The 26,999-nt window shown below is 45.1% G+C and carries 22 protein-coding genes; 8 read left to right on the plus strand and 14 right to left on the minus strand.

The genetic code is table 11. The features are described 5' to 3' along the window. Positions 1-97 precede the first annotated feature (97 nt). The 3 genes from QFZ77_RS33300 to cysC all read left to right on the plus strand — a co-directional run bounded on the left by QFZ77_RS33300 (position 98) and on the right by cysC (position 2,079). The gene (locus QFZ77_RS33300; RefSeq protein ID WP_307446900.1) at positions 98-733 is read left to right on the plus strand and encodes a glycosyltransferase family 4 protein; all 636 of its coding nucleotides are present in this window, start codon (positions 98-100) and stop codon (positions 731-733) included. Between the two features lie 317 nt (positions 734-1,050). After that, positions 1,051-1,458, plus strand: coding sequence for a hypothetical protein (locus QFZ77_RS33305; RefSeq protein WP_307446903.1), 408 nt, complete (start codon positions 1,051-1,053; stop codon positions 1,456-1,458). An 87-nt stretch (positions 1,459-1,545) separates the two neighbouring features. Next, complete coding sequence (gene cysC / locus QFZ77_RS33310) at positions 1,546-2,079, plus strand: adenylyl-sulfate kinase (RefSeq protein ID WP_307446906.1); 534 nt, start codon at positions 1,546-1,548, stop codon at positions 2,077-2,079. Positions 2,080-2,142: 63 nt separating this feature from the next. Here cysC and QFZ77_RS33315 read toward each other — a convergent pair whose 3' ends face one another. After that, positions 2,143-3,213 (minus strand): glycosyltransferase family 4 protein, encoded by a 1,071-nt coding sequence (locus tag QFZ77_RS33315; RefSeq protein ID WP_307446909.1) that lies wholly within the window; start codon positions 3,211-3,213, stop codon positions 2,143-2,145. 189 nt (positions 3,214-3,402) lie between these two features. Here QFZ77_RS33315 and QFZ77_RS33320 point away from each other — a divergent pair, with 189 nt between their 5' ends. Both QFZ77_RS33320 and QFZ77_RS33325 read left to right on the plus strand, forming a co-directional pair. After that, a complete protein-coding gene (locus QFZ77_RS33320; protein ID WP_307446912.1) occupies positions 3,403-3,525 on the plus strand; it encodes a hypothetical protein in 123 nt (40 codons plus the stop codon). Between the two features lie 405 nt (positions 3,526-3,930). Then, positions 3,931-4,626, plus strand: a complete 696-nt coding sequence (locus QFZ77_RS33325) for a sulfotransferase family 2 domain-containing protein (RefSeq protein ID WP_307446915.1) — start codon at positions 3,931-3,933, stop codon at positions 4,624-4,626. Between the two features lie 258 nt (positions 4,627-4,884). On the opposite strand, the gene QFZ77_RS33330 is transcribed toward QFZ77_RS33325, so the two are convergent. The 10 genes from QFZ77_RS33330 to QFZ77_RS33375 all read right to left on the minus strand — a co-directional run bounded on the left by QFZ77_RS33330 (position 4,885) and on the right by QFZ77_RS33375 (position 19,030). After that, positions 4,885-5,907, minus strand: a complete 1,023-nt coding sequence (locus tag QFZ77_RS33330) for an SDR family NAD(P)-dependent oxidoreductase (RefSeq protein WP_307446917.1) — start codon at positions 5,905-5,907, stop codon at positions 4,885-4,887. Further along, positions 5,897-6,991, minus strand: a complete 1,095-nt coding sequence (wecB, locus tag QFZ77_RS33335; RefSeq protein ID WP_307446920.1) for a non-hydrolyzing UDP-N-acetylglucosamine 2-epimerase — start codon at positions 6,989-6,991, stop codon at positions 5,897-5,899. Before wecB ends, QFZ77_RS33330 begins: the two co-directional genes overlap by 11 nt. After that, on the minus strand, positions 6,988-8,802 hold the full coding sequence (locus QFZ77_RS33340) for a glycosyltransferase family 4 protein (RefSeq protein ID WP_307446923.1): 1,815 nt from the start codon (positions 8,800-8,802) through the stop codon (positions 6,988-6,990). Before QFZ77_RS33340 ends, wecB begins: the two co-directional genes overlap by 4 nt. Before the next feature lie 153 nt (positions 8,803-8,955). Beyond that, on the minus strand, positions 8,956-9,258 hold the full coding sequence (locus QFZ77_RS33345; protein WP_307446926.1) for a hypothetical protein: 303 nt from the start codon (positions 9,256-9,258) through the stop codon (positions 8,956-8,958). After that, the gene (locus tag QFZ77_RS33350) at positions 9,221-10,441 is read right to left on the minus strand and encodes a CgeB family protein (RefSeq protein WP_307446927.1); all 1,221 of its coding nucleotides are present in this window, start codon (positions 10,439-10,441) and stop codon (positions 9,221-9,223) included. The genes QFZ77_RS33345 and QFZ77_RS33350 overlap by 38 nt, the downstream gene beginning before the upstream one ends. A gap of 15 nt (positions 10,442-10,456) precedes the next feature. Continuing rightward, entirely contained in the window at positions 10,457-11,551 is a 1,095-nt protein-coding gene (locus QFZ77_RS33355) for a CgeB family protein (protein WP_307446930.1), read from the minus strand. Between the two features lie 7 nt (positions 11,552-11,558). Next, positions 11,559-12,425, minus strand: coding sequence for a dTDP-4-dehydrorhamnose reductase (gene rfbD / locus QFZ77_RS33360; RefSeq protein WP_307446932.1), 867 nt, complete (start codon positions 12,423-12,425; stop codon positions 11,559-11,561). Continuing rightward, a complete protein-coding gene (rfbB, locus tag QFZ77_RS33365; protein WP_307446935.1) occupies positions 12,422-13,426 on the minus strand; it encodes a dTDP-glucose 4,6-dehydratase in 1,005 nt (334 codons plus the stop codon). The genes rfbD and rfbB overlap by 4 nt, the downstream gene beginning before the upstream one ends. Next, on the minus strand, positions 13,426-14,145 hold the full coding sequence (locus QFZ77_RS33370) for a sugar phosphate nucleotidyltransferase (RefSeq protein WP_307446939.1): 720 nt from the start codon (positions 14,143-14,145) through the stop codon (positions 13,426-13,428). The genes rfbB and QFZ77_RS33370 overlap by 1 nt, the downstream gene beginning before the upstream one ends. A gap of 214 nt (positions 14,146-14,359) precedes the next feature. Then, positions 14,360-19,030: a WIAG-tail domain gene (locus QFZ77_RS33375; RefSeq protein WP_307446943.1), complete on the minus strand. Its 4,671-nt coding sequence runs from the start codon at positions 19,028-19,030 to the stop codon at positions 14,360-14,362. Between the two features lie 285 nt (positions 19,031-19,315). On the opposite strand from QFZ77_RS33375, the gene QFZ77_RS33380 reads away from it, so the two are divergent. After that, positions 19,316-20,416: a YheC/YheD family endospore coat-associated protein gene (locus QFZ77_RS33380; RefSeq protein WP_307446946.1), complete on the plus strand. Its 1,101-nt coding sequence runs from the start codon at positions 19,316-19,318 to the stop codon at positions 20,414-20,416. 48 nt (positions 20,417-20,464) lie between these two features. Here the strand turns inward: QFZ77_RS33380 and nagZ are convergent, their stop codons facing one another. Beyond that, positions 20,465-21,724, minus strand: coding sequence for a beta-N-acetylhexosaminidase (gene nagZ / locus QFZ77_RS33385; RefSeq protein ID WP_307446948.1), 1,260 nt, complete (start codon positions 21,722-21,724; stop codon positions 20,465-20,467). 69 nt (positions 21,725-21,793) lie between these two features. Next, a complete protein-coding gene (locus QFZ77_RS33390) occupies positions 21,794-22,090 on the minus strand; it encodes a transposase (protein ID WP_307446951.1) in 297 nt (98 codons plus the stop codon). 550 nt (positions 22,091-22,640) lie between these two features. On the opposite strand from QFZ77_RS33390, the gene asd reads away from it, so the two are divergent. Next, entirely contained in the window at positions 22,641-23,429 is a 789-nt protein-coding gene (asd, locus tag QFZ77_RS33395; RefSeq protein ID WP_171647720.1) for an archaetidylserine decarboxylase, read from the plus strand. A gap of 30 nt (positions 23,430-23,459) precedes the next feature. Beyond that, the gene (locus QFZ77_RS33400; RefSeq protein WP_307446956.1) at positions 23,460-24,719 is read left to right on the plus strand and encodes an MFS transporter; all 1,260 of its coding nucleotides are present in this window, start codon (positions 23,460-23,462) and stop codon (positions 24,717-24,719) included. 315 nt (positions 24,720-25,034) lie between these two features. Here QFZ77_RS33400 and QFZ77_RS33405 read toward each other — a convergent pair whose 3' ends face one another. Beyond that, positions 25,035-26,474 (minus strand): NAD-dependent malic enzyme, encoded by a 1,440-nt coding sequence (locus tag QFZ77_RS33405; RefSeq protein WP_307446960.1) that lies wholly within the window; start codon positions 26,472-26,474, stop codon positions 25,035-25,037. Between the last annotated feature and the right edge of the window lie 525 nt (positions 26,475-26,999).

Raw genomic sequence — 26,999 nt, forward strand, 5'->3', positions numbered from 1 at the left:
ACCGGCCTTTCTTCCAGATAATCATATTTCTTTCCCTACCTATCATTTAACGGATTGTCTGATCGTTCTATCCTCGTGGCAGCACCGCTTAATTCAATTGCTGCATGGCATACAAAGTACCATTGTCCCTGTAGGTGTCGATCCTTTCTTCACAAATCTGCATATCCGTGAAAATAACCACAAACTCCGAATCGCAGCAATTCTTCGAGAGCCGGAGGGCTTCGCCTTTCACCGCAATCAAGAGCATCTAATTTCCCAGCTTCAAGAGATTACCAAGCGTTACCCGAACGTGGAAGTTTCTCTTATCTCCCCCCCTGGTGAAATGGCTCGATCCCCAGAGCTGAACCGATTAAGGGCAGTGACGGGGTTCATATTCTACACCCCCGCTAATGATTACGAGCTTAGATATCATTTCAATCAAGCGGATATATTCGTAACCTCCTCCTTATACGAAGCAGCTAATTTACCTGGTCTGGAGGCTATGAAGTGCGGCGCTGCTCTTGTCGCGGTCAATTCAGGCGGTAATGAGGATTATTGCAATCATCTAAGCAATTGTTTAATCTCCTATCACTATCAAGATCTGATGGGGGAACACCTTAGCCGATTAATCGAAAATCCGGGATTACGCCATCGCTTGGCAAAGGAAGGCGAGCTGGAAGCAGCAAAGTGGACCTGGACACGATGCCTGAATCTGTTTGAACAAGCCGTTTACACTTTCACCAGAAAAAATTGAAGGAAGATTCTCTTGACCAATAAATGGCCGGAGCATCCCCTCAGCCTGCCTTTTCGAACTCGTTATTTTATGTTTAAAGACCGAGCCCGGTTTTTTTCTCATTCGAGCAATTAATCGCTTCAGATGAAACACGCCGTATGAGCGTGCCGGGCAATTAATACGAGATACGAAATATGTGTAACCGGTATCCCTGATAGCATAAGCCTTTATTGCTTTCTGCAGTATATTGGTCCAAACCAAATCTATCATTCTCTCATAAGATATTAATATGGGAAATGAAAAAATCCCGTTATTTTAATAGAAGGAGGAATTTTCAAATGGCTATCATCATTATGGACATTGGTTCAAGCATTCCCTCAAGCGGAAGCGAAACACTAAACCGCGAAATTACGACGGGTGGTATCACTCTAGCCTTGTTTGGGCTGGCCACAACCGCTTCAAATCGGGTCATATTAAACGCGACGGTCTCTTTCGCCTCCCTGTTGGGTGCACCAGAGATTTTGTTTACTATGATGCGGGACACGGCAGTGATCTTCACTGCCCGAGGGGGTACTCTGGCTGTGAACGAGAACCGGACTACTACGCTTCATATGATTGACACGAATGTGCCGACAGGGTACCACGCCTATAGACTTCTGGCCCAAGAAGTATCCGGCAGCCCCCTCAATCAAGCACAGGTTACCGGACCGGTTACGTACTCAGGTGTCAGTTACGAAATCTCGTAAACGAGATAAGGAGCACCAGTGAGGGCAAGTTTAAAAGCCAGATTTCTACGACTGCAACCTTCGGTACACGAGGAGGGGATAAACATTTTGCAAAAAGGTGTTACACTATGGTTTACCGGTTTATCCGGATCCGGAAAATCGACGGTTAGCCGGGCCGTAGAAGCCAATCTAAGACAATGCAATATAAAGGTAGAAGTACTTGACGGGGATATTCTTAGGGAAGAAGTGTTTCAAGGGCTTGGTTTCTCTAAAGAGGACCGCTCTATGAATGTGAGAGCTGCGACTTATTTAGCCCATGTGCTGACGCGAAATGATATTATTGTACTGGCGACCTTTATATCCCCTTATCGCGGGATGCGGGAAGAAAGCCGTAAAAAGATTGGTTCCTTCCTCGAGGTTTATGTTCATTGCTCCCTCGAAGAATGCATCAGAAGGGATGTTAAGGGGTTGTATCGCAAGGCGCTGAACGGTGAAATCAAACAGTTTACCGGCATCACGGATCCTTATGAAACTCCGGAATATCCAGATCTGATTCTGGAAACGGACCAGGAAACCGTCGAGCAATGTACAGAGCAGGTGGTCGAATATTTAATCCGACACAGATATATCACTTTATTATAATAAAGCCCGCTCCATTCAAGGAGCGGGCTCTTTTCGTACACTCTGCATCGAATAGATCTAGGGCTAATTGCCTACCAATTCCCTGATCATCTTGTTTAAATTCCATCCATATGCATCGAGTGTAAATATGGACTTGACATGCTGTTCCGCCTGCAGAATCAAATCAGCGCGTAAGGCATTGTTATAAAGCACCTCTTTTGCTTCAGACACGGCCTGATTGAGTTCATACTGGTCGATGAGCTTACCTGTTACATTATGAATTACCATACTACGGATCCCGTCCGAATCTGTTACAACTACAGGGCAACGGCAGCACATCGCCTCAGCAACAGCGTATCCAAACCCTTCACAGATAGAGGTCGAACATAAAAAGCCTCCTGAATCCCCAATCATAGAATAATAGTGGTCCATCTCATGATACGGCACGTTGGCGTGCCACGTCACCCTTGATTGAAACGGAGAATTGACCATCAGCTGGTTGAAAACTTGTCTATCCTTTTCAGATCCTAAATTCTGTTCTCCGATCATCCAAATGTTGATTAGCGGATTTTCCTCCAGCAAATGCCTTGCAATCTGAAGAAAATATTGCCAATTTTTATTTGGCTCGATGCGGCCAACCCAGCCGATCAGCGGATTCATTTTTCGGGGCAATGTACGGTATTTAAACTGCTCCGTATCCAACCCATTATGAAAGCAATACCTCTTCAACCCCGGGAATATGGAATTAAATAATGCGACCAAGTGTGATGTTACCGGATAAAGCGCAGCATTACAATGAGCATGTATGAAGGGTATCGCTTGATGTAATATCTCCCTAGCTTCATCCCAAGTACCTAATCCTTGGACTTCATAAACTACCGGCCCTGCAAACCCAAACTCCCTTATGAGCCTCAGCATATAAAAGTTGGAGCAAACAATCACGAGGTCAAAATTTTCTCTCCTCAACAAATTCTGAATATATTCATAATCTTCAGATACATGTACCGGAATATCATACGCATTCGATATTCCGCCGCCTGTCCATTGGTAAAGGAAATGGCAATCGATGCCGTATTTCTGTAAAGCTTTATATTTCATTCGGTTTAATGTTTCAACACCACCACTGGCAATATAATAAGTGACGAGGATTTTCATATCAATTCCCCTCTCTTCGGATCGATCCGCCTGCTTATTATTATATGAAAAGCAAAAATAAGAGTTTGGACTAGAATATATAAAATCGCCTTTTTTTATAACATAAAATAAATTTGTCCAAGCATTTATTTGGCGGCAGCATATAAAAAATTATACGTTCATATCGAAGCGAAGGAGGTTGGATGAGAAATGAGATTAGATTATAAACATCATTTGTTGGTCACCTGTTGTAATCAACTCGGCGGTCTATTTCGGCTTAACCTTATACCGGGGAATACGTTAAGCTGTTGGATGAAGATTGCCGAGGTCTGACTGCATATAGATCAGGTATAATCGTGGCCACAAATAGCTCTGGTATTATGATTCTCGATCATCAGGGAAGCGTACTCCAATGCAATAAGCTGCTTGGGAAGGATTAACACGGGATTGCACCGATCATTTAGGATAAAGGGCCAAAAGTAACACAATCTTTAACTGTGAACCGAATCGATGTTGTAATTTTTAAATGCTGCCATATCCGCTGTTGCTGTTTTGCCAAGGAATTCGGCCCATCCTTCTTGTTGTTCTTGCTCGGATGCAAAATGATAAAGTATCAATTCTTCGCCGTGACGATCATTTTAGCCTATACCGATCTATTTTTGCTGCATACATTGATAGAAAAAACGATTGTTTTCTTGTTTTGGTATTGGAAATTTCTAAAAAGAGGTGGTCTTCTGAATGAGTGGTGATTCAACTCAAACCAAAAAACTATTGATATTTATGCATATCCCCAAAACTGCCGGCAGTACATTGGGAGAACTGATTAATCAACAATACACTAAGAATATAAGCTGTTATAGAGGGGATGAATCGGAAAACGAAAAGGACGTAATACGCTTAAAGGATGAAATTGAAAAATCCGATTCCTTAAAAGGTCACTTTTACTTTGGCGTACATCATTATCTTTCGAAACCGTCCATCTATATAACGATGTTTCGAAATCCGATAGAGCGCATAATTTCGTTATATTACTATATTCTTAGAGAAAAAAATAATAGATTGTATGAGAAAGTAAAAAACATGAGTCTTGACGAATTTGTAAAAAGTGAAGAGCTGGCAATTGAAAACGTCAATCAGCAAACTCGTTACCTCTGTGGAGGACGGACTCCTGACTTGGAGACGGCTAAAAAAAATCTTTCCGCACACTTTTCTTTCGGCATTATGGAATTATTTGACGATTCCATCAGACTAATGAGCAAAGAGTTAGGTTGGAAAAATATTCATTACATCAAGAGAAATGTTAACGGCAACAGCCCACCGATTACTTCTATAGCAGAAAAAACCATCCATAAAATAATAGAAAATAACACACTGGATATTGAATTATATCATTATGCGCGACAATTGCTCATAAATAAAAAAAAAACGAAATGAAATTGTAACATCCGCCTGCACGCCAATATCCCCGTGGTCTGGCCTTTAAGGACAGTTGGCTCTATGTTGGCAACAGCACCAGAGTCCCAGATCAACATAACCCGTGTGCCGGAGTGTACGCCCTTTCGTTGAAGGACAAAACTTCAAGTTTTTTTCCACTCCCCGCGTTAGAAGTCTATGGCATTATTTGCTGTTAACAATAAAAGGCTGTCCCCCAAACAGATCTCTGCTTGGGGATTCAGCCTCTTTTTTTATTCTCTAACCCTTCAATCCGGCGCTACTATGTAGCTCCGCATCTCCCAGAAAACCTCCTTTAACGAGCATTTTTTTAATTTCCGCTTTTGTCATCAGCGGTCCTTCCGAGCTGAAGCTCTCGTACGGCACTTTCAGGTAATGTGCATATGTCTCTTTAAGTCCGGGGATGTCAATGGTAGGCAGAATGACCAAATGCTCATCGTCAAAAGTAACAGTAAATTGGCTTTCAAACTCAGAAAGTAAAATTTCATGGATTTTTTCCCCCGGTCGCACACCGAGCTCAACTACTTCCACATCCTGTTTCCCGAGCTCTTGTATAAGAACTTCAGCTAAATCAATAATTTTACATGTAGGCATGGTAATGACGAATATTTCCCCCCCACGCCCTACTTCCGCTCCCCGAAGCATTAGCTTGATCGCTTCCTGCTTGGTCATAAAAAAACGAGTCATATTTTTATCTGTGATCCCAACCTGATTCTTTTCCTGAATTTGCTTTATAAACAAGTGAATGACACTCCCGTTCGTTCCTAGCACATTGCCTCCGCGAACGTTCACGAATTTCGTATGCGGGCTCAGCAGGTTGCCATACACAATCAATTTCTCCCCGATCGCTTTCGTAATTCCGTAGAAGTTGGATGGGTTCGCAGCCTTATCGGTCGAAATGTTAATCACTTTCTTCACTTTGTTCTCAATAGCTGCCTCGATGACGTTTTGTGTGCCAATCACATTCGTTTTCAATGCTTCGAATGGCTGATCCTCACATACGGGAACATGTTTGAGTGCCGCCAAATGAAACAAGTAATCGACTTGTTCGCAGGCTTTCATCAGAGCCTCTTTATCTCTTACATCCCCGATACAGAAGCTTAGCCTAGGGTCATTGAATGCTCTTTTCATCGCTACCTGTGTCGATTCATTACGGGAGAATACAATAATCTTCTTGGGATTTTCCCGAAGCAGCTGTTCTATGAGTTCATAACCCCAGGACCCCGTCCCACCGGTTACTAAGATTGTCGCTTTAGCAAACATTCTCTTTACCTCCTAATAAATATTGAACGACTTTCTGCGATACATTTGTATCCAAATAGCCATCCGGGCAATGCCATCCTGTTGGGAATCTCACCATAACTTTAACCGCGTTCAATATTTGCTCAGCTCGGAGACCAGAAACTACATTGCTTCCGCAATCTACGGTTTCTGGCCGTTCTGTCGTCGTTCGAATGGTCACCGTTGGCACATGGAAAATACAGCATTCCTCTTGAACGGTGCCGCTGTCTGTTAAAACACAGAGAGCATGCTTCTCCAGGTGCACAAAGTCGAAAAATCCAAATGGCTCATGAAATTGCACGAGTGGATGCATTGTGACCTTGCCATCCTTCTCGAGTCGCGATTTGGTTCGGGGATGAATGCTGCAAATGACTTTATGTCCAAAGGTTTCAGCTACCAGATTAAGTCCTTTGAGAATTTGCTGGAGTCGTTCAGGATGATCCACATTTTCAGCACGATGCGTTGTAACCAGAAAATAAGGTTCACCTTTCAGATCTAGCTTTTCCAGAATGTCGCTTTGCTCAATGCGTATTTCATAATGAGTCAGCACTTCATAAATGGGATTCCCTGTGACGATAATGCGATGACTTGGTACGCCCTCCCTAAGCAGATTGTCTCGGCTGTAACGGGTGTAAGGCATATTAATGCTAGAAATCGCATCGATCACTTTTCGGTTCTTCTCTTCAGGTACAGCGAGATCGAAACAGCGGTTACCCGCTTCCATGTGGATCACGGGAATACCCATTCGCTCAGCAAGTATGCTGCTGAGTGCACTGTTCGTGTCACCCAGAACAAGTACTTTATCCGGGCGTTCAAGTGTAAATATGCGTTCTAGCTCTGCGAAAAGGACCGAGAGCTGTCCTCCTAACGTACGCTGCTGATTCTGCAGCATATAATCGGGTTGGCGCAGCCCCAGCTCCTCGAAAAACACATCGCTAAGCGTAGAGGTGAAATTCTGTCCTGTGTGAATGAGCACATGTTGTTCCGCCAGCTCATCCAGCTTCTGAATAATGAGACTCAGCCTGATAATTTCGGGGCGAGTCCCCAAAACAGTCGCGATTTTCATCTTTTTCCTCCTACTTTTACGATGCCTTTATGCCCCAGTTGCCGTTTTGCAGTTGCCCTTTTCGCACGAAGGCTCTTTCGCCTGCGCACCCTCGTCGGCTTTTTCTTCGCGGTCGCTTTCCGAGCAGCTGCTTTTCGTTTGCGCACGTTAATTCCGCCCTTGGCAAACCTTTTTGCACCTTTTCTAAGCTTTGTTCCTTGTTTTAGCTTTTTTCGACTTCTCAACTTTTTCCTTATGATCAGCTTAGTTTTACGCTTGCTTCTTAGCCCCTTCTCCTCCCCGCCAACAATAGGCAGACCGAGCGTATAAGTCGCTATAACGCTCTCTGGCAGTAAGGCAACTTGTGATGGGTTGTACCCATGGCCCCGAAGGGCTCCTTCTGAGACAAAGGGATACCTCACACCATGCTGCATGAGGTACACCGTTGGCCCCTGACCTTTCGCTACATAGATCGCAGGGGCATACTTCAGAAAAGGCTCTTCAGCACGAATCGGAATACCTGTCGGAAGCATCGCAAGCTGTTGATCGCCTACAATCCCAACTCGGTGCCAATCATATTTATAGAAATGGAAGTCCTCACCCGTAGAAATCGGGCGCTTCATACCTTGCTCAATGACGAATACAGTATGTGAGGATTCGCCTTTTAACAGCAAATAATCGGGAAATTTAAGCGCACGCTGTTTCTCTAACGATCTTGCTTCCAAGTGAGGCGAAAGAAGAGAAAGAAATTGTCCCAATCGGGAACGGTAAGCATCAATTCCAAATAATTGATGAATCGTTTGACAATTCCGACTGCCAATTTCCTGACGTATTCGGTGATCCGATAGTAGATACTGAACCTTGTTTGTAAGATCCTGAACATCTCCTTTTTGTGCCAGAAAGAGTTCATTTCCCGTAGCAGTTAATATTTCGACCAATCCGCCAGAGCGATAAGCAACAACGGGTTTACCGAAGATATGACCTTCAAGTGCAGTTAATCCAAAACCCTCGTTTAATAGACTTGGGACAACAACGACATCCATTGCAGGGTAAACCGATTGAATATCAGGCTCAAAAGAGAGGAGGGAGAATTGAGATGAATAGCCGGAAAGCAAGATCATTTGTACGCAGGAATCCGTATAAACGGGATCAGTAGGTTTACCTGTAATCATAAAATGGGCCTTAGGATTCGTTTCGCAAATGCATATCCCCATCTGAATGAAATGGTCCAGCCCTTTATTCGCATAGATGTCCGAAGAAATGTAACCTATGACAGGACGTTCATCATGGATGCCGATTTCTGCACGTTTGCTTTGTCTTTTAATCGGCCATTGGCCAGGGTCATAATGCTCCGTATGCCATGAAGGAGGAAGTACGAACATTTTATGATCATGCACAAGTCCTTGAAGCGGCTGCAGTGTTGTATCGGATATGCCCACGATCCAGTCCGCATATTGATCCATGAGCCTTGCACTGAGAGGCGTGAATTCATTCATTTGAATCGTCTCCGCAACAATCCATGTGACAGGAATCCCTAATTTCTTAGCAGCTGCTGCCGGTAGAAGGTTGACGCAAGTATTCGTGATAACAAGGTCCGGTTCGTGGATGAGAAGAAGGTCGAGTAAACCGGGCATTTCTGAATGGACAAGCAGGTCCTGAAACAGTTGTGGTATTGCGGCTGTTGGATGATACATGTCAAATAAAAGAGGGAACGATTGAACGACAGTTTCAATGCCATGGCGTCTAGCCTCTGCGGCTAAAAGTCCTTCTTTCGGTACCACCAATGTACAGGCATAATGACGTCCCAGTTCCAAAGTCACAAAGAGCAGCATTTTTTCCGCCCCGGTAATATGATCTGGATTACAGAAATGGGAAAATAATAGGACTCTTGGTTTTTGTGGAGTCGACATGTGTAACATACCCGTTACGACAACCAGGTATGGAATTCACCTCCTTTTTTGAATACACTGGCGATAGCTCATGGACTAAACCACCGGCTGCTCTTGCTCCAAAGCATATCCTTGCGCAAAGCCTAATTTGTAGCCCTTATTGTAGGCTTTATCGAAGGCCTTATTGTATGCACGGACCTCATGCGATTTCCTTCGTTTCTTGATCAATTTACGTCTTCGTTTAAGTCTGGCCGATTTCGCTAGACGACTGGGGCGAGGCTTTTTTTTGACAATCAGCTTCTTCTTTAAGCGAGATTTGGTCTGCGTAGCGGGTTTCTTTTTTCGAATATTTATCTTAGACCTAAGCTTTCGAACTTTTATCTTTTTGATCAATGCCATACACCTCAGCTTCCTTCACCGTAGGACTAGCGTTCTCATCCTTATGTCCAAAAATAATCGCGAGCATGCTAGATAGCCTATTCGCATAGGTGTGATCTCGCATCGTACGATATAATCCTCGCATAGCTATTTGTTTACGTTCCTCTTCATGCGTCAAGTAATAGTTCATTTTCTCCATCAGTTCTTCTGGCGAAGCATAGGTCACAATATCGTAATCCGGTGTATAGAAGTTAACCAGGTCATCGCGTATATCTGTTATTTGAAGCGTGCCGCAGCCAGAAATCTCAAAGGTTCGCGGATTGGGTGAAGCCCCTATTATGCCTCGGCTATTATTGTTATAAGCCTGATCATCGTAGGCTCTATGCATATTAATGACCAGTTTGGCTCTGTTATAGGCATTCGCTGTATGCTCCGGATGCATCCAAGTATTAAGTTGAATTTGTGACGCCAGCAGCTTAAATTGCTTCAGACGCTCCCACCAATTGCCAGAGATGAAGATCCGTTTGGTTGCTAAATAGGGAGCAAGCTTATCGAACATCGCCACCCTGTTCCAATAGGCTGATCCAATAAAACAAATATCTTGCTGTTTTCTTATAGGAGCAGGCTTTGGCCGAAACATTTCCGGATTAAATCCGAGGGGTAAGTAGTGAACCTGAGCACAACCCATTTCCTGATATAAAGAAACGCAATTCACTTCCAACGTGAACATGAAATCGTAGTGGGGCGCATAAGAGGCAGTATAGTCCGTGTAATAGGGGTCATCAGTAAGCCATACGGCTGTGCGGATACCCATACTACGAATGCGATCTACCACATCTAGAGATAAATTCATTCCATCTAGAATGATCATTAGATTAGGTTGATAGACAGCAGCAAGCGTTTCAAGGTTTGCCTCTGGGCTCCCGATGCGGAACTGATCATCATCGCAGTTTCCTATAATCAATTCGCGAACCAAAGGACGCAAGCTGCCAATTATCGCATGATCCAAGGGCACATAAGGATAGCCTTTTCCCGACGTAACGTACAACACGCGCACATCCCATACGGGATTTGGTGCCCGATCCCGAATCGCTTTTTGAATAACTGCTTCACATTGACCCAACCGGACTCCGTTGTTATAGCCAGCTTCATAACCCTTCTTACATCCCCGTTTCCTGGCACGGCGCTTATCGACTGAGGCCATCTATTCGACTCCTTTCTAGGCAAATACAATTTCCATCAGCTTCACTAACCGATCTGCAAACGTATGTTCGTTTATCGTTCTTCGCAAGCCTCTTATCGCAATTCGCAGCCTATCCTCTTCATGACTCAAGTAATGCTTCATCTTCTGGATAAGCTCAGCCGAATTAAGAAAGGTCTCGATATCTTGACCTGGTGTGTAATAAAGATCCAAATCGTGACGGTAGTCCGTTATTTGCAGCGTGCCGCATGCAGCAATCTCATACGTTCTAGGATTAATCGAATGACCAGGAATGTTTCTACTATTTTTGCTGTACGTTTCGTGATAGGATAGGCGATGTACGTTAATGACAATTTTAGCGCCGCTATAATATTTCACAGACTCCTCGATAGGAATCCAATGCAGCTTAATCCCTTGCTTTAAGAGCTCATACTGACTTAACTGGTCCCATAAAACACCGGCCAGCAGCACCTTTTTATTTACTAAGAAGGGCGTTAACTGGTTGAATAGGTCGATCCGGTTGGGAAAGCCGTTTCCAATGAAGCAAATATCACTGTGATACGCAGGATCAACCTGTAAGGGTTTAAATACCGTTGTATTGACCGCCAAGGGTAAGTAATGGACCTGCCTACAACCAACTTCCCGATAAAACGCTACACAGCTCATTTCATGGGTAAACACGTAATCATAGTGAGGAGCAAGTGAGGCCGTAAGATCGGTAAAATAGGGATCATCAGCAAACCAAATCGCTGTGCGTATGCCCATCTGTCTCACTTGATCGACATGGTCCGTATGATCAGCCGGAAAGACATGGAGACCATTCATGACTAGAACGAGGTTCGGTTGAAGCTCCCCCGCCAAACGAAGCATATCCGCAGCAGATCCGACAAACACTTCTCGAACCGTCTCATTTAGCCCTTGAATAATCCCTTGATCTATTGCATCGAATCCTTGAACAATAAATAACACTCTTGCTTCTCTGAGCGGTATAAGGGCAGGTATTACCCTATCAAGAACAGACTGGCACCTCCCCATCCGGAGTCCATGCTCATGACCTGCTCGGAATCCTCGTTCTCTCCCCATTGCCGAACTGTCAGCGTTCCTCCTACTCATATCACACCTACTTATCTATTGCGGCTGGATAATAATGGTCAACTTGCAGAAAAAAGTTCAACGCCGATTTCCAATCTCTCATGGGGGTAAACCCATTGTTTGAAATCGCTTTATGATGAAAGGCCGAATACATCGGTCTTACAGCGGGCATCGGAAATAGATCCGAATGAATAGGAATTAATGGAACATGCGCCATTTGCGCTACTTTCAAAATGTGTATGGCGAATTCATATCTAGAACAAACCCCTTGATTCGAAGCGTGATAGATCCCGTACCTGTCCGTTTCAACGAGTTCTCGAAGAAAGATCGCCAGATCCAAGCAATAAGTAGGCGAACCGAATTGATCATCCACGATAGAAAGCGGCCCTCCTGATCTTGCCTTTTCTAATACCTTGGTAACAAAGTTAGCTCCCTTGGTTCCGTATAACCAGGAAGTTCGCACGACAAAATGCTTCGAGCAGGTCATTCTGACGAATTTCTCTCCAAGAAGCTTGGAATGGCCATACACATTGTTTGGATTGGTGATATCCTTTTCATCGTAAGGTGTTCCCTTCGTTCCATCGAACACATAGTCGGTGCTGACATATATAAGCTTGGCACCGATTTGTTCGCAAGCCTTTGCTATATGCAGGGCTCCCATCGCATTCACTTCATAGGCTAGCTCCGTCTCCATTTCCGCCTTATCTACGTTCGTGTAAGCAGCCGCATGAATCACAACGTCAGGGTGTTCCTGAAGAAGAATATCCATGACTCTCTTCTCATCACTGACGTCTAATTGGTCTCTTCGCCAAGCTGTTACATCATGAACAGGTCGGAAAACGCGGATGAGATCATACCCTAGCTGTCCTCCGGCACCGGTAATTAATATTTTCATGTGAGATCAGCTTCTTTGACTTGACGATAAGATCTGTCTGCAATACGTGAGAACCACTCGTGTTCCTGCACGTACCAATCAATCGTTTTTTTGAGTCCCGTTTCAAATGAATAGGACGGTTCCCAACCTAGCTGACAACGAATTTTAGTACTATCAATCGCATATCGCCGATCATGTCCAAGTCGATCCGCTACGAATTGGATCAAATCCTCTGATTTGTTTAGCTCTTTCAAAATGCTCTTTACGACATTCACATTGGAGCGTTCGTTTTGTCCGCCGATATTGTAAACCTCCCCAGGAACACCATTCATGATCACCCGCTCAATCGCGGAGCAATGATCATCCACATACAACCAGTCTCGTATATTCATGCCATCACCGTAGATCGGAATAGACTCATTGCGAAGGGCACGGGTAATAATCATCGGAATGAGCTTTTCAGGAAACTGCCTTGGACCATAGTTATTAGAACAGCGAGTAATCACAGCCGGAAAACCATAGGTTTCATAATAGGCTCTAACTAGCAGATCCGAACCAGCCTTACTTGCGGAATAAGGAGAATTAGGGGCTAGCGGTGTCGTTTCAGTGAAAGCACCTTCCTCACCTAGTGATCCGTAAACTTCATCCGTCGAAATATGAATGAACTTCTTGACCTGATGCTGTCTAGCTGCCTCCAATAAGCATTGTGTCCCTGCTACATTCGTAAGCACAAAGCTGCGCGGGTTATGAATGCTTCGATCCACATGGGATTCGGCGGCAAAATGTACAACCACATCGACCCCTTGCTTCATTAGCTCGTTCATGAAGGCTTCATTTCCAATATCGCCGTATACAAACTGATAACCTGCTTGCCCATCTAAAGAAGCAACGTTGTCCTTATTTCCCGCATAAGTAAGCAAATCTACATTTATCAAATGATCTTGCGGATGCTGCCTTTTCCAGTAATGAATAAAATTACTTCCAATAAACCCCATACCACCCGTAATAAGAATCACCGACATTATCTGTCCTCCTTCCTCACAAAAAGAGTGGCCTGAAAGAGAGATTCATGTGTCCCGGCATCAATCCACCATCCTGTAAAGTACCCATGAGTAAGCGTGCCAGCAGCTGCGTACACATTGTTCACATCGGTGATTTCCAGCTCGCCTCGTTTGGAAGGTCTTTGGTTTTTAATAATGTCAAACACCGTAGAATCAAATAAATAAATACCCGTAACCGCATAAGATGAGCTCGGATGCTCCGGCTTTTCTTCAATCCGTTCAATGATGTCACCCTTCATTTTTGCAACACCATATCTTCTAGGATCAGCCACTTTCTTTAGAATGACCATCGCTCCCTCTTCCTGCTTCTCGAAGGTGTCAATCATCGGAATTAATGAATCTTCAAACAAGTTATCACCAAGAAGAACGACGAATTTCTCACCAGTCAGCACGAATTCCTTCGCAAGCGCCAGTGCCTGAGCGATCCCTCCTGCTTTCTCTTGGAGCTTATAGGTAAGACGGACACCAAACGTTTCTCCACTGCCCAAGTACTCCAAATACAACCCTGCAGACTGTTTCCCCGTGATTAATAAAATATCTTGAACGCCAGCTTTTCTTAATTTCTCAATGGCATATTGAATCATGGGCAAATCACCGACTGGAAGCAAATGTTTATTGATGATGTTCGTCAGAGGACGCAAGCGGCTTCCCGTTCCTCCCGCCAGTACAACACCCTTCACAAGACATCCCCCTCTCCAAGCATTATAATGGTGCGTAGCCACATCCACTTCTTTAATCATATGCTTTCGTGATATATGGAAATTGGACGAATACCCCTGATTCAAAAATTGGTCATTCAACCACACGAAAACAACGCCGCTAAACAACAAAAAACGGCTAGCTCGCAGTATCTGCGACACAAGCCGTTTTATTAATCAACTGAACCCTCTTCATTTACAACTTCTTGCCGATCGCAATCCAATTCACGATACCTTGTTGATCCGGTGAAAACTTGGCACGTATAACCGATATTACCGCGTTTTCCATCGATTTTTGTTTCACAGATACATAACAAGCCTGGTGATTGGTCATCGCCGTCAACACATAATTTTCATCCGCAAACTTCTCATCGAAGTATACTTCCACGTCGATCATTTCATCCTGAATTTTCATTTCGAAAGGAACGAGTCCAAACTGCTGCGTAATATTTTTTTGTGTACTTGGCGTTTGCACAACATTTTCCTTTAACTTCGTTACGGAAAGCGTTCCATCTGCAATGTGCTCACTGCTTACAGCACTTGGTTTCAGCTTTGATCCGTCAATGCTGCCACTCGCAATATGAAAGTTGCTAATAGCCGCATAGGCCAGTTTGCTGCCATCAATACTGCCAACCGTCAGCTTCGATCCTTCCAACGCACCGTCTGCCAGATGGCTGCTATTCACTGCGCCGGCAACCAACTTGCTGCCATCTATGCTGCCTGCAGCCAGCTTCGATCCGTCTACGGAACCGGGTGCCAAATGACTGCTGTCCACTGCTCCAAACGCCAACTTACTGCTATCTACACTTCCTACTGCAAGCTTCGCTGCATCCACAGCGCCGTCCATCAGGTGCTCATTCCTTACCGCGCTCTCTACCAATTTACTGCTATCCACACTGCCTGCCGTCAGCTTGTTACCATCTACCGCGGCTTCAGCCAGATGCTCCTTAGTTACTGCGCCAACTGTAATCTTACTGCCATCTACACTGCCTGGGGCCAACTTCGAACCTGAAACAGCATGATCGACAAGATGTTCACCACTCACCGAGCCATTGGCCAATTTACTACCATTCACACTGCCAGCAGCCAGTTTCGCCTCATCCACTGCACCGTCCGCCAGATGTCCATTCGTAACCGAACCCGCGATGAGCTTACTTCCATCCACGCTGCCAATGCTCAAATGATAGTTGCTGATAATGCCAGAGGCCAACTTGCTGCCATCAATACTTCCTGCTGCTAGCTTCGCGCCATACAATGCGCCATCAGCAAGATGATCGCCGCTTACAGCACCTGCCGTTAACTTACTGCCATCTACACTGCCTGCGGCCAGCTTAGCCCCATCTACAGCTCCGTCGATAAGGTGAGCATTGTTGACGGATGCAGCTGTCAACTTGCTGCCATCTACACTGCCTGCGGCTAGCTTCGTATTATCCACAGCACCTTCTGAGAGATGAAAACCACTAACTGCGCCAGACACCAGCTTGCTGCCATCCACACTGAATGGCGCCAGCTTGCTGCTTGTGATGATTCCGTCTCCCAAATGCTCATTCGTAACCGCACCTGCCATTAACTTGCTGCTGTCCACACTGTTTGCGGCTAGCTTCGTAGCATTGATGGATCCAATAGCGATGTGATCACTGTTCACGGCACCAGTGACTAACTTACTGCTGTCAACAGTACCTGCAGCCAGCTTCGCACTCGTAACAGAGCCATCAATGAGGTGACCGCTGCCAACTGTTCCTTGAGCTAATTTACTACTTCCTACACTGCTGTCTGCGAGCTTAGACCCATCCACTATGCCATTCGCTAAGTGCTCATTATTTACAGCGCCTGCCGCCAGCTTCGATCCATCTACAACGCTATCAATGAGATGTTCCCGATGAACCGAACCAACCATTAACTTAGTCCCATCCACACTGCCTGCTGCCAACTTCACACCATCTACAACACCGTCTGACAGATGCTCATTCCTTATCAGGCCCGTTGTCAACTTACTGCCGTCTACGCTGCCTGTCGCCAGCTTCGCTCCATATACCGCATTATCCGCTAGGTGATAATTACTAACAGCGCCAAGTATCAATTTGCTCCCATCTACCGAATTCGCAGCAAGCTTATCATTATCAACCGCACCGTTAGCCAGGTGTTCCGTATCAACAACCCCAAGACCTAGCTTTGCACCATCCACAGCGCCATCAGACAGATGTTTGCTCGCAACTGATCCTAGAGACAGCTTCGTACTGTCTACGCTGCCCAATGCCAACTTCGAACTACTTACAGCACCATCCACTAAGTGCTCACTATTTACAGCAAGCGTTGAAATTTTGGAACTCGTGACAGCACCGTCTGCCAAATGTCTTCCACTTAGCGCGCCGCTCACTAGCTTGCTGCCATGAATACTTTCATTAGCCAGCTTAGCCGCTGTAATCGCCCCGTCAGCGATATGCTCACTATTGATAGCTTTCACTGTAATTTTGCGACTAGTCACACTCGCATCTGCTAGATTGGCTTCCATCACCGCTTGGTCTTCTAGTTTCCTCGTTGTAACTGCTCGATCCTGGAGTACACGGGACGATACGGATTCAGCTTGCAGATGCTGGGTTCCAACCGCTCCCTTTGCTAGCTTCTCTTCTGTAACGGCTCCTTGAGCAAGTGTTTCAGAAGTAATCGATTGTTCGACAAGTTTGCTTCCTTCCAGACTTCGGTCAGCGAAGATTCCAATATTGATTGAGCCTTGGGCTAAATGTTCGGACGTTATTGCACCTGGTTTAATGTGCAGTCCATTAATAGTTTTTTCTTGTAAATGGCGAGTTTCTACAGACATTGAGGCCATTTTGCTGCTTGTTACAGCCTCTTCCGCGATTTTACTCGTTGTAATTGTTTCATCTTGCATATGAAGGGTTGTAATGGCTTCCTCAGCTATGTGTTCGCGCCGAACCGCTAACCAAGCAATTTGTTTCTCACCAATTGCTTGATCTACGACGTGCTCCGAACGAATCACATTTAGCCCTAACTTATCCCCGGTAACAATCCCATTCTGAAGATGCTCTTTACCAATTGCCTGATGGGTAATGTGCTGACCTAGTACGGCTACATCCTTCAAATGGATACTGCTAATAATGCCTTCTTGCAAATGTCCTGTTTTGATCGAACTCGGAGAGATTTTATCTGAAGTAACACTGTCTTCCTTCAACTTCGAAGTATCTACGCTGCCCTCCGCTAATTTCTCACTCGTCACAGAACCCGCTTCGAGCTTAGCCGTAGAAATGATATGATCTGCCAAATGTGCATTCTGTATGGATTGTGCGTTAATATGTCTTCCCTCAACCGAGCCTTCGGCTAATTTAGAAGATGTGATGGTTCCATCTTGAAGCTTTGAAGGTGTTATTTCACCATCAATCAAATGTCTATTACCAATCGTTTGACTGCGAATATGCTTTCCTTCAACAAGATCCTCTACCAATTTAGCTGATGTAATAGACCCATCTTGCAGTTTCGAGTTCGCAATGATAGCGTCCGCAAGATGCTGGCTTTGAATAGCGTTAGGATGAATATGTTTATCCGTAATGAGCTTTTCTGCCAACTTATCCGATGTTATGCTTCCATCCGAAAGCAAACTTGCATATATAGCGCCATTCGCAATATGCTCCGCATGAATCGAGCTTGCAGCGATATGACGACTGGTAATTGCTTCATCGGTAATATGTTCACCATAAATAGAGGATTCCTGCAAATGTTTCGTCTCAATCGCTAGTGGAGCAATCTTCCCGCTCGATACAGCCATATCCGCAAGCTGATCCTGATTGACGGATTCCCACGCCAGCTTCTCTGTTGTGATCGACTCATTTTGCAAATGAAAGCTCTCAATAGCAAAATCAGCAATATGCGTTGCTTCAATTTGACGCGGAGCAATGTTCTGGCTCTGAACACTGCCATTAGCCAAGTGTTCTCCATAAATACTTTGTGGTTGAAAATGAACAGAGGTAATGCTCGCATTGGCGATTTTCTCTTCGGTCACAGCCTGATCTCTTAACTTATCCGTTGTGACGGAAGCATCCGTCAGCTTGGCGGTATCAATAATATAATTGGACAAGTGCTTTGCTTGCACGGCGCCACTATGAATTTTCTCACCAGTGATAGCTTGATTATCAATGAGTTCGCTCGTAATGATCAACTCAGACAAATGTTGTGGAAGAATGGAACCGTGAGCAATTTTTAAAGAATCAATGGTTTGATCGGCCAGTTTATCGGCTGTGATACTATTGTCCAGCAGTTTACTGCCCGGAATGGATTCATCCTGAATTTTATCACCCAAGATACTATGCGGAGCAATATGTTCATCGTTGATCGCTTGATTAGCGATCTTATCTCTTGTTACACTTCCCGGAGCAAGCTTCGAATTCTCGATCGCAAAATCCTTCAGCGCCTTAGTGCCGATACTGAGTGGTTTGATCTTACTCTCATCGACAGAACGATTAGCAATTTTCTCCCATGTTATCGCTTCTTCGACAATATCATCTGTATAAACGACAGGGTTTACAAATTTCCCCGTTTTCCTTTCAGAGAGCATTAACAGCGGCGGTGGGGGAGCGGTGGAAGTAGTGGAAACCTTCATTTGATTGGATTGCTTGCTAATTTTGCTCGTTTCTACTGGGGATTTTACATTCCCTTTGACAGGCGGATGTGGATCACTCGTTACCGTTTTATGAACGGGTTCCACTTTCTCGACTTTCTCGACTTTCTCGGCTTTCTCTTGCTTGACTGGAGCTGATGCTGGTTCAATTTCATCTATCCAATCAAGTTCGTTCACCCTGCTGGAGTTCACTTTTTGCACATAAGGTCTTACTCTGCTGCTCTTACGCTTACTCATAGACTCCTCTCCATTCTCCAAGAATTAGTCACTTGTAACATATTCAGTCTCCGCCCGATAGGTACGCTAGCCCGAGAAAATGTGCGCTAACCTAGATAAATGGTCGAATCCACCAACTACTCTCTATACATATGCGGATTAAAAGGCAAAGCGTGGGCATTTGCTCCATTACTGCTTGGAAGGTATCAGCATCCGTACAAACAAGCAACCCTGCTTTTCCATAAACTGAGGAGGAGTCACAAATTCAGCAAACCCAAGCCCTCTGAAGGAGAAGGAGTGAAGGAGATGGCGAATCCCTATGTGGGTATTTTAGTCAACGATTCCTTATACGCAGGCATTCCCCTAGGGAATACAAAGTATGAAGCTATTCAATATTACGAGGAAGCTGGCAAACAATACGGTGTAACTCCTTGTTATTTCCGCCTTCAGGATGTCCAAATCAATAAGATGAAGGTACACGCCTATATACAAGAAGGTCTCTGCTATGAGCTAAAATGGTTGGATCTCCCCAAGGTTATCCATAATCGAGCGATTTATTTGGACCATACTTCTTATCAGAAACTGGAAGAATGGACAAAACGAGGCGTAATCTTGTTTAATAGATGGAACCGCTACAGCAAGCTGCGCATTCACGATCTTTTGCTGAAAAATGATAGCATTCGCCCCCATCTGCCAGGGACTTATCCAGCTACCATGAAAAATATGAAAATCATGATGTCAGCCTACGATTCTCTCATTATTAAACCAACCAATTCTAGCATTGGGCGTGGTGTGATGAAGATGGATCGCCATGTCAGAAGATGGAAGCTCATTTACCCGGCAAGCATGAAGATCAGTAACCGAATCTGGCGGACAGTAAGCTTCCGTCATTACCTTCCTTTGACCTTACGACGCAAAATCCAAAGCCATACCTACATGATTCAGCAGCGCCTGCCTCTGGCTACTTTTGATGGCCGACCATTCGACCTTCGCATATCTGCTCAACGCGGGGCATCTGGCGAATGGGGGATAACAGGTATAGTTGCGAAAGTCGCATCACGTAAGCTCTTTCTCACCAATGTAGCGCAGGGTGGAGAAGTGCGAACTTTACCCGATATTCTTTCCACCGAATACCCTCACCTTAATCAAGAGGAAGTCTTACACCAAATTGCCGACTTCTCTCTGCGTGTCGCCCGGCATCTTAGTACAGAACTGCCCTACTTAGCTGATATCGGGCTCGATGTAGGGATCACAAGCGATGGATTTCCATTATTTATTGAATGCAACGGGAAAGATCAACGCTACAGCTTCCTTGAAGCCAACATGCAGGAGATATGGAAAGCTACTTTTTTTAATCCTATCGCCTATGCAAAATTCTTGTTAGATGGCGGCATCCCCCCACTTTAATCGCGCAAAAAAAAACACCGTGCTGCGAATGTACCCGCAGAAACGGTGTTATTTGTTTGCTTTTGTCCCTAGTACACTTTGCACCTCAGCGTTCAGTTTCTTCGTATCAGGAACTTTAATCGGACGATCATGTAGTTGGTATTTCTGTTTCACCTTCGTGACTTGACGAACACTTTGGTTGATTGTTTCCATCGGTATTCGCCCCGATTGAACGGCTTTTCGCAGTGCGTCTATGACCGTGACGACCTTCTCATACTCATGACCGACCATAACGATATTTGCCCCCGCAAGAACAGATTTTACGGCGGCCTCACCCAGATCATAGTTTTTGATGATGGCCCCCATTGTCATATCATCTGTCATGATGAGTCCCTCAAACCCCATTTCCTTACGCAAAAGATCTGTCATAATCTTTTTCGACATCGAAGCAGGATTCTGAGCATCCACTTTAGGCAGCAGAATATGAGCGACCATGACCGCATCAGCCTGATGCTTGAAAGCTTCTGCGAACGGAACCAGCTCAAGCTTACGCAAGCGTGCGAGGTCATTTTGGACGATCGGCAGTCCCACATGCGAATCTACCGAAGTATCACCATGCCCTGGAAAATGCTTTACAACAGGGACAACCTGTTGTTTCTGCAGTCCATTCATCATTTGAACACCAAAGCTGCTCACGATAGAAGCGTTAGATCCGAATGAACGATCACCAATGACCGGATTATTAGGGTTACTATTGATATCCAGATCGGGTGCGAAATCCATATTTAAGCCATAGGCATTTAGTTCTTTCCCAAGTAGTTGGCCGATATTATATGCGAGCACAGGACGACCCGTTTTACCGATGTCTTTGCTGGACGGTGTTTTCGTAATCTCATCCGGTAACCGTGTCACTCTGCCGCCTTCTTCATCTACACCCAGCCAAAGCGGAAGCTTATTCACAGCATTCGTCTGTTTCAATTCATTAACTAGACCTACCAGCTGAGTCGTATTTTTGACATTAGGCTTGTATAATATAATGCCGCCAACATGATAAGTTTCAATCAGTTCGCGTGCATGTTCATTCATACCGTACTCATCGATTCCCGCTATAATCATCTGTCCTAGCTTTTCTTCTAGCGTCATCGTCACAACACCGCTTGTTGCGACTGGTGTTGGTGTCGGCGTAGCTTCCACTCTCGGCGGTGTCGCGGCGGGTGCTGAGGAAGATGGACTGTCTCCAGGGTGAGACGACGAACAGCCAGTTAAGAGCAGTGAAAACGCAGCTGCGAACACAGCGCCCCTGATCAACAAAGGTAAATCTCGTTTCATCTACATCTACCTTTCCTTTTGGATCTTTCCTTCTTAACGTTCTTCTACCTAAAATTGTTGCATGATAGATTATTCGCTTCTAAGCTCCTTCAGCGTCCATCTCAGTAACGTGTAAATCCCATAACATCCCAAGTAAGCTCCGCTTAACAGGAATAGCCCATTTTGAAAAACGCCGTGAATATTTGTCATAAATACCGTCTCATCTCTTAAAATCTCATATATAGCGAGCACGCTAATGATACCAAACACATAGGCACACCCCACTGCCAGCACATGATATACAGTTCGGCACATTGTGAACAGCCAAGCACTTATTAGCATGCTGATCGGAATCAGAATACTAAGTACCACGATTATAATAGACATGTTGTTATTTCACCTCATCAACAGCATTGACGGTTTCCTTTCCTAAAATACCAAAGGCATATTGATCCATTTTATGATATGATTAATATTGAAAGTAAAGCGTTTACATGAAGGCTTCTCCTGCTAAGATCCGGCTCGCATCCATTCAAGGAAAAGAGGTCTTTTCAATGAAGAAGAATATCGTCTTACAGTATTCGCTGCCTTTAGATGCTTCCTTTGAGCTAATCGCAAGCTGCAAGTCCTGTACGAGTATTTCTGATCATTCATCTCGAACCCCTGTCCAATGTATCAAGTTCGCCGGCTCCTCTGTTCCCATCTCCGTTAACCTCGCTACCTGCTATACGTGCGGGGATTATAAGCAAAGCTAGCATATTCCACCTCAAACAGCCATTAGGCTGTTTTTTTCTTGCGCTTACCTTGCATTCCTTCCTCATTCGACAATTGATTCTTTTACCTTTCTGTGGCAAGATTAGCGAAGAACAATTTATAGGAATCTTTGATCTTGATCAAAGTCTCTCCTAAACACGAATGAACAGGAGTTTTTTAATCTATGTCTAAACCATTTTTTCGATTGCTAACGGAGCTGTCTTCACGCAAATGGGTGTCCCAAGTGACAGGTGCTTTTGCCAGATCCAAAGCAAGCCGGATCTTCATTCCTCGCTTTGCCCAAACCTACGGAATACGCATCGAAGATGCTGAGAAGCATTTACAGGATTATAAATCTTTGAATGATTTTTTCACACGCAGATTAAAGCCAGGGTTACGCCCTATTCACGAAGACCTATCTCGTGTTGTAAGTCCTGTTGATGCCAGCATTACAGGTATCGGCGACATTAAGGAAGGCTTGATTGTGAATGTCAAAGGTCAAGACTACACCATCGAAGAGCTGCTTAATCGTTCCCCTCGTACGGTCAACTATAAGAATGGCTTTTATTTTGTTTTGTACCTTAGTCCTACAGACTACCACCGCATTCATTCGCCGATTTCAGGTGATGTGCTTGAGAGCGAGCATGTGCTTGGGAAAGTATATCCTGTGAATGAGTTTGGCCTTCGTCATATGAAGAGAGTACTTAGTCGTAACGAACGGTTAATCACCTTTATCCAGCACAATGCCGGTGAAGTTGCAGTGGTGAAGGTTGGAGCACTTAACGTAAGTTCTATTCAATACGTGAAGCCTCTTCCCAAAACGCTCGAGCGAGGTCAAGAATTAGCTTACTTCGAGTTTGGTTCAACAGTTGTTCTCCTTTTTGAAGATGATATGTTTGAGCCTCGCCCGGATCTACAGCTTGGTTCTAAAGTTAAAATGGGAGAAGACCTCGGCCGTTTCCTAGAAAAATAAAAGGGATCTGTCACTGGAGAGGAGAGAACCATGGCGTCCATTACAGCATCATCTCCCGAACAAAGCTCCAAGAGCTTAAATAGTACCGGAGACGTCAAACCTACCGTATATCGTATTTTATTCGCAATTGGTCTTGTCCATCTACTCAACGATTCGATTCAATCTGTCATTCCTGCTATCTTTCCCATACTAAAAAGCGAGATGGGACTAAGCTATGCACAGATTGGTTGGGTGCAGTTCGCCATTAACTTCACGGCTTCCATTATGCAGCCGGTTGTTGGCTTATACACAGATCGCAAGCCTTCACCCTATATGCTGCCGATTGGCATGGCCTCCACCCTTACGGGTATGCTGCTGCTCGCATTCGCACATTCATATTGGGTCGTGTTATTGTCTGTTTGCTTTGTAGGTCTTGGCTCAGCCGCCTTCCACCCGGAGGGATCTCGTGTCTCTCACATGGCCGCGGGAGGTCGCAAAGGTCTTGCTCAATCCATTTTCCAAGTTGGCGGTAACGCCGGCCAATCTTTGGCCCCAATGATGACCAAATGGATTTTCATTCCGCTTGGATTATTCGGTTCCATATGGTTCACAGGCGTAGCAGCTGTAGCTATCGCCGTGCAATTATATATTGCTCGCTGGTATAAATCCGTGCTCTTAGCCACACCGGTTAAAGCTAAGACAATCGTTCAACGCACTGTCAACCCACAGCGTCGCAAACAAGTCATGTTTGCGATTTGCCTACTTATTTTTCTTGTGTTCGTCCGTTCTTGGTATGGAGCAGCAATGAGCGGCTATTTCGCCTTTTTCTTGCAGGATACATACGGCATGTCAATCGACCGCGCACAGGACTTTATCTTCTTGTTCCTAGCGGCAGGAGCGGTTGGAACATTTTTTGGCGGTCCGCTCGCAGACCGCTTCGGTAAGCGTAATCTCATTTTCTTTTCCATGCTTGGTTCAGCACCGTTTGCTTTGCTGTTACCCCATGTGTCGATAACTTGGGCTTACATTTTACTTGTGATTATCGGTATCATACTATTATCCAGCTTTTCTGTTACCGTAGTGTATGCCCAAATGCTGTTTCCTGGGAAGGTCGGGACTGTATCTGGCTTAATTACAGGCTTAGCCTTTGGAATGGGCGGCATCGGGAGTGTCGTCCTTGGCAATCTCTGCGACACCATTGGCACGACGCGTGTTATGGAAATGTGTGCTTTTCTACCACTCCTTGGCATCCTGACTTTCCTTCTCCCTTCGGATCGCAAGCTAAGACAATGGACAGAAGAAACTAACTAGCAAAAAGACCTTGTTAGGCAGCTGAATGCATCAGCTGCTGAAACAAGGTTTTTTCGTATACATATATTTACATGTAGGGTGATTTCGTACATTCCCTTGTTGCTAACCCATTACCTTGCTACCTTATAACCCATTCTTGGGTTGTGGCATACCAACACTTCCTCCAGCCGTAACCCCTCCTTCCTCCGCCAGACTTTTAAGGAACTGTTCAAACTACCATCTACCGGCTGTACCCCAAATATCATTTCTTAGAAGAACGAAAAAACAGTTCGGATCACCTCATCGAGGTGTACCGAACTGCTAATTCATAACGACTTATTCGTGGTGTGCATCATGTGTCTCACGCTGGTTGCGGCGGCGGGCCACACCGGATTCATAGGCGGCTTCCATGACCGCTTCTCTTACCTTTTCAACAACAGCCGTGTTGAATACACTTGGAATAATGTAATATTCGTTCAACTCATCTTCATTCACTACCGATGCAATGGCTTTGGCTGCGGCCAGCTTCATTTCTTGCGTGATGCGTGAAGCACGGCAATCCAGCACGCCGCGGAAAATCCCAGGGAAGCAAAGAACATTATTAATTTGATTCGGGTAATCCGACCGGCCGGTTGCCATCACACGAACATAAGGTTCAGCTTCTTCCGGAGTAATTTCCGGAGTTGGGTTTGCCATCGCGAACACGATCGGATCCGTGCCCATTCTCTTCACATCATCAGCCTTAAGTACACCTGGCCCCGATAACCCAATGAAAATATCAGCACCTGATATAACATCAGACAGTAGTCCTCTTTGTAAAAAAGGATTCGTATTGGCTGCATACCATTCCCAAGCCGAATTCGTATAGCTCTCTCCGCGTACGATTGCGCCTTGTCGATCTACACCGATAACATTGGTAACCCCGGCAGCTAACAGCATCTTCGTACAGGCAATCCCTGCAGCTCCAATGCCTGTGATAACTACTTTACAATCTTCCAAATTCTTGCCCACGAGCTTAACAGCATTGAGCAGCCCTGCAAGAATAACTACCGCGGTTCCATGTTGATCGTCGTGGAACACAGGAATATCGAGTTCATTGATTAATCTTTCCTCAATCTCAAAGCAACGAGGCGATGAAATATCTTCTAAATTAATACCTCCGAATGCTGGTGCAATCGCTTTTACCGTACGAATAATTTCTTCGGTATCTTGCGTGTCCAAACAAATCGGGAACGCATCTACCCCCGCCATCTGCTTGAACAGCATGGCCTTCCCTTCCATCACCGGCATCGCCGCTTCCGGACCGATATTTCCTAAACCTAGGACCGCTGTACCATCCGACACAACTGCAACCGTATTCCGTTTTATCGTTAATGAGTGTGCTTTAGCAGGGTCTTCATGAATAGCCATACAAACGCGAGCAACCCCCGGTGTATATACACGGGATAGGTCGTCCCGATTTTTAATGGGCATCTTCGGAGTCACTTCAATTTTGCCGCCCAAATGCATGAGAAACGTTTGATCTGAAACGTTAATTAAGCGGACGCCAGGAATATCCTTCAACACTTTAGTTATGGATTCCGTATGTTCAGGGTCGCTAACTTTTACCGTAATATCGCGCGTTGTTGTTGTTTTACTAGCTCGTGTTACGTCAATCGCGACGATATCGCCGCCTGCTTCACCTATAGCTGTTGCAATTTTCCCGAACGTGACCAATTCTTTATGTATTTCCAAACGCACAATAACGCTTGTGCCTCCACCATTTAACCCCGCCATAATAAGGATCACTCCTAAGAAGATAATTAATTGACCATCATGTTAGATCATAGCATACAATGTCAGCCTTGCCAAAAATCATATTGGTCATTTTGTGACAATTTCATAAACATATCGCAGGAGCGAAAGCGCCGCGGCGAATTTCATCGGTGAAGTGCGAAAAACCCATGCGGCTGCTTAGGGGGTGTAGCTGCGGGGATCCCCCCGCCACCAACCGAACAAATGTAGCCCCGCGTCACTTCCACCCTCTCGAAGAGGGTGGAAAGCTGCTCCGAAGGGCCTGCCTTCATTTTCTGTTCAGCATTGCTTTGGCTTTCTTACGCATACATTCGTGGCACAATCATATGTGTAGCCAAATCAGGGCGTGTGATACACTTGCAGACCAAACGATCTAGATCGTATGTCTTTATTCAGGCGGTATAGACGTTTGCCCAGTCTACCAATGCACCGACTGCATATGTTATGACAAGTGAAGTTCAAGAAGTCATCGATAGCATGACTAAGATGGAACAGGCGATCGTCAAA

Origin of the sequence: Paenibacillus sp. V4I3 (genome assembly GCF_030817215.1) — a bacterium.
Lineage (GTDB): Bacteria > Bacillota > Bacilli > Paenibacillales > NBRC-103111 > Paenibacillus_E.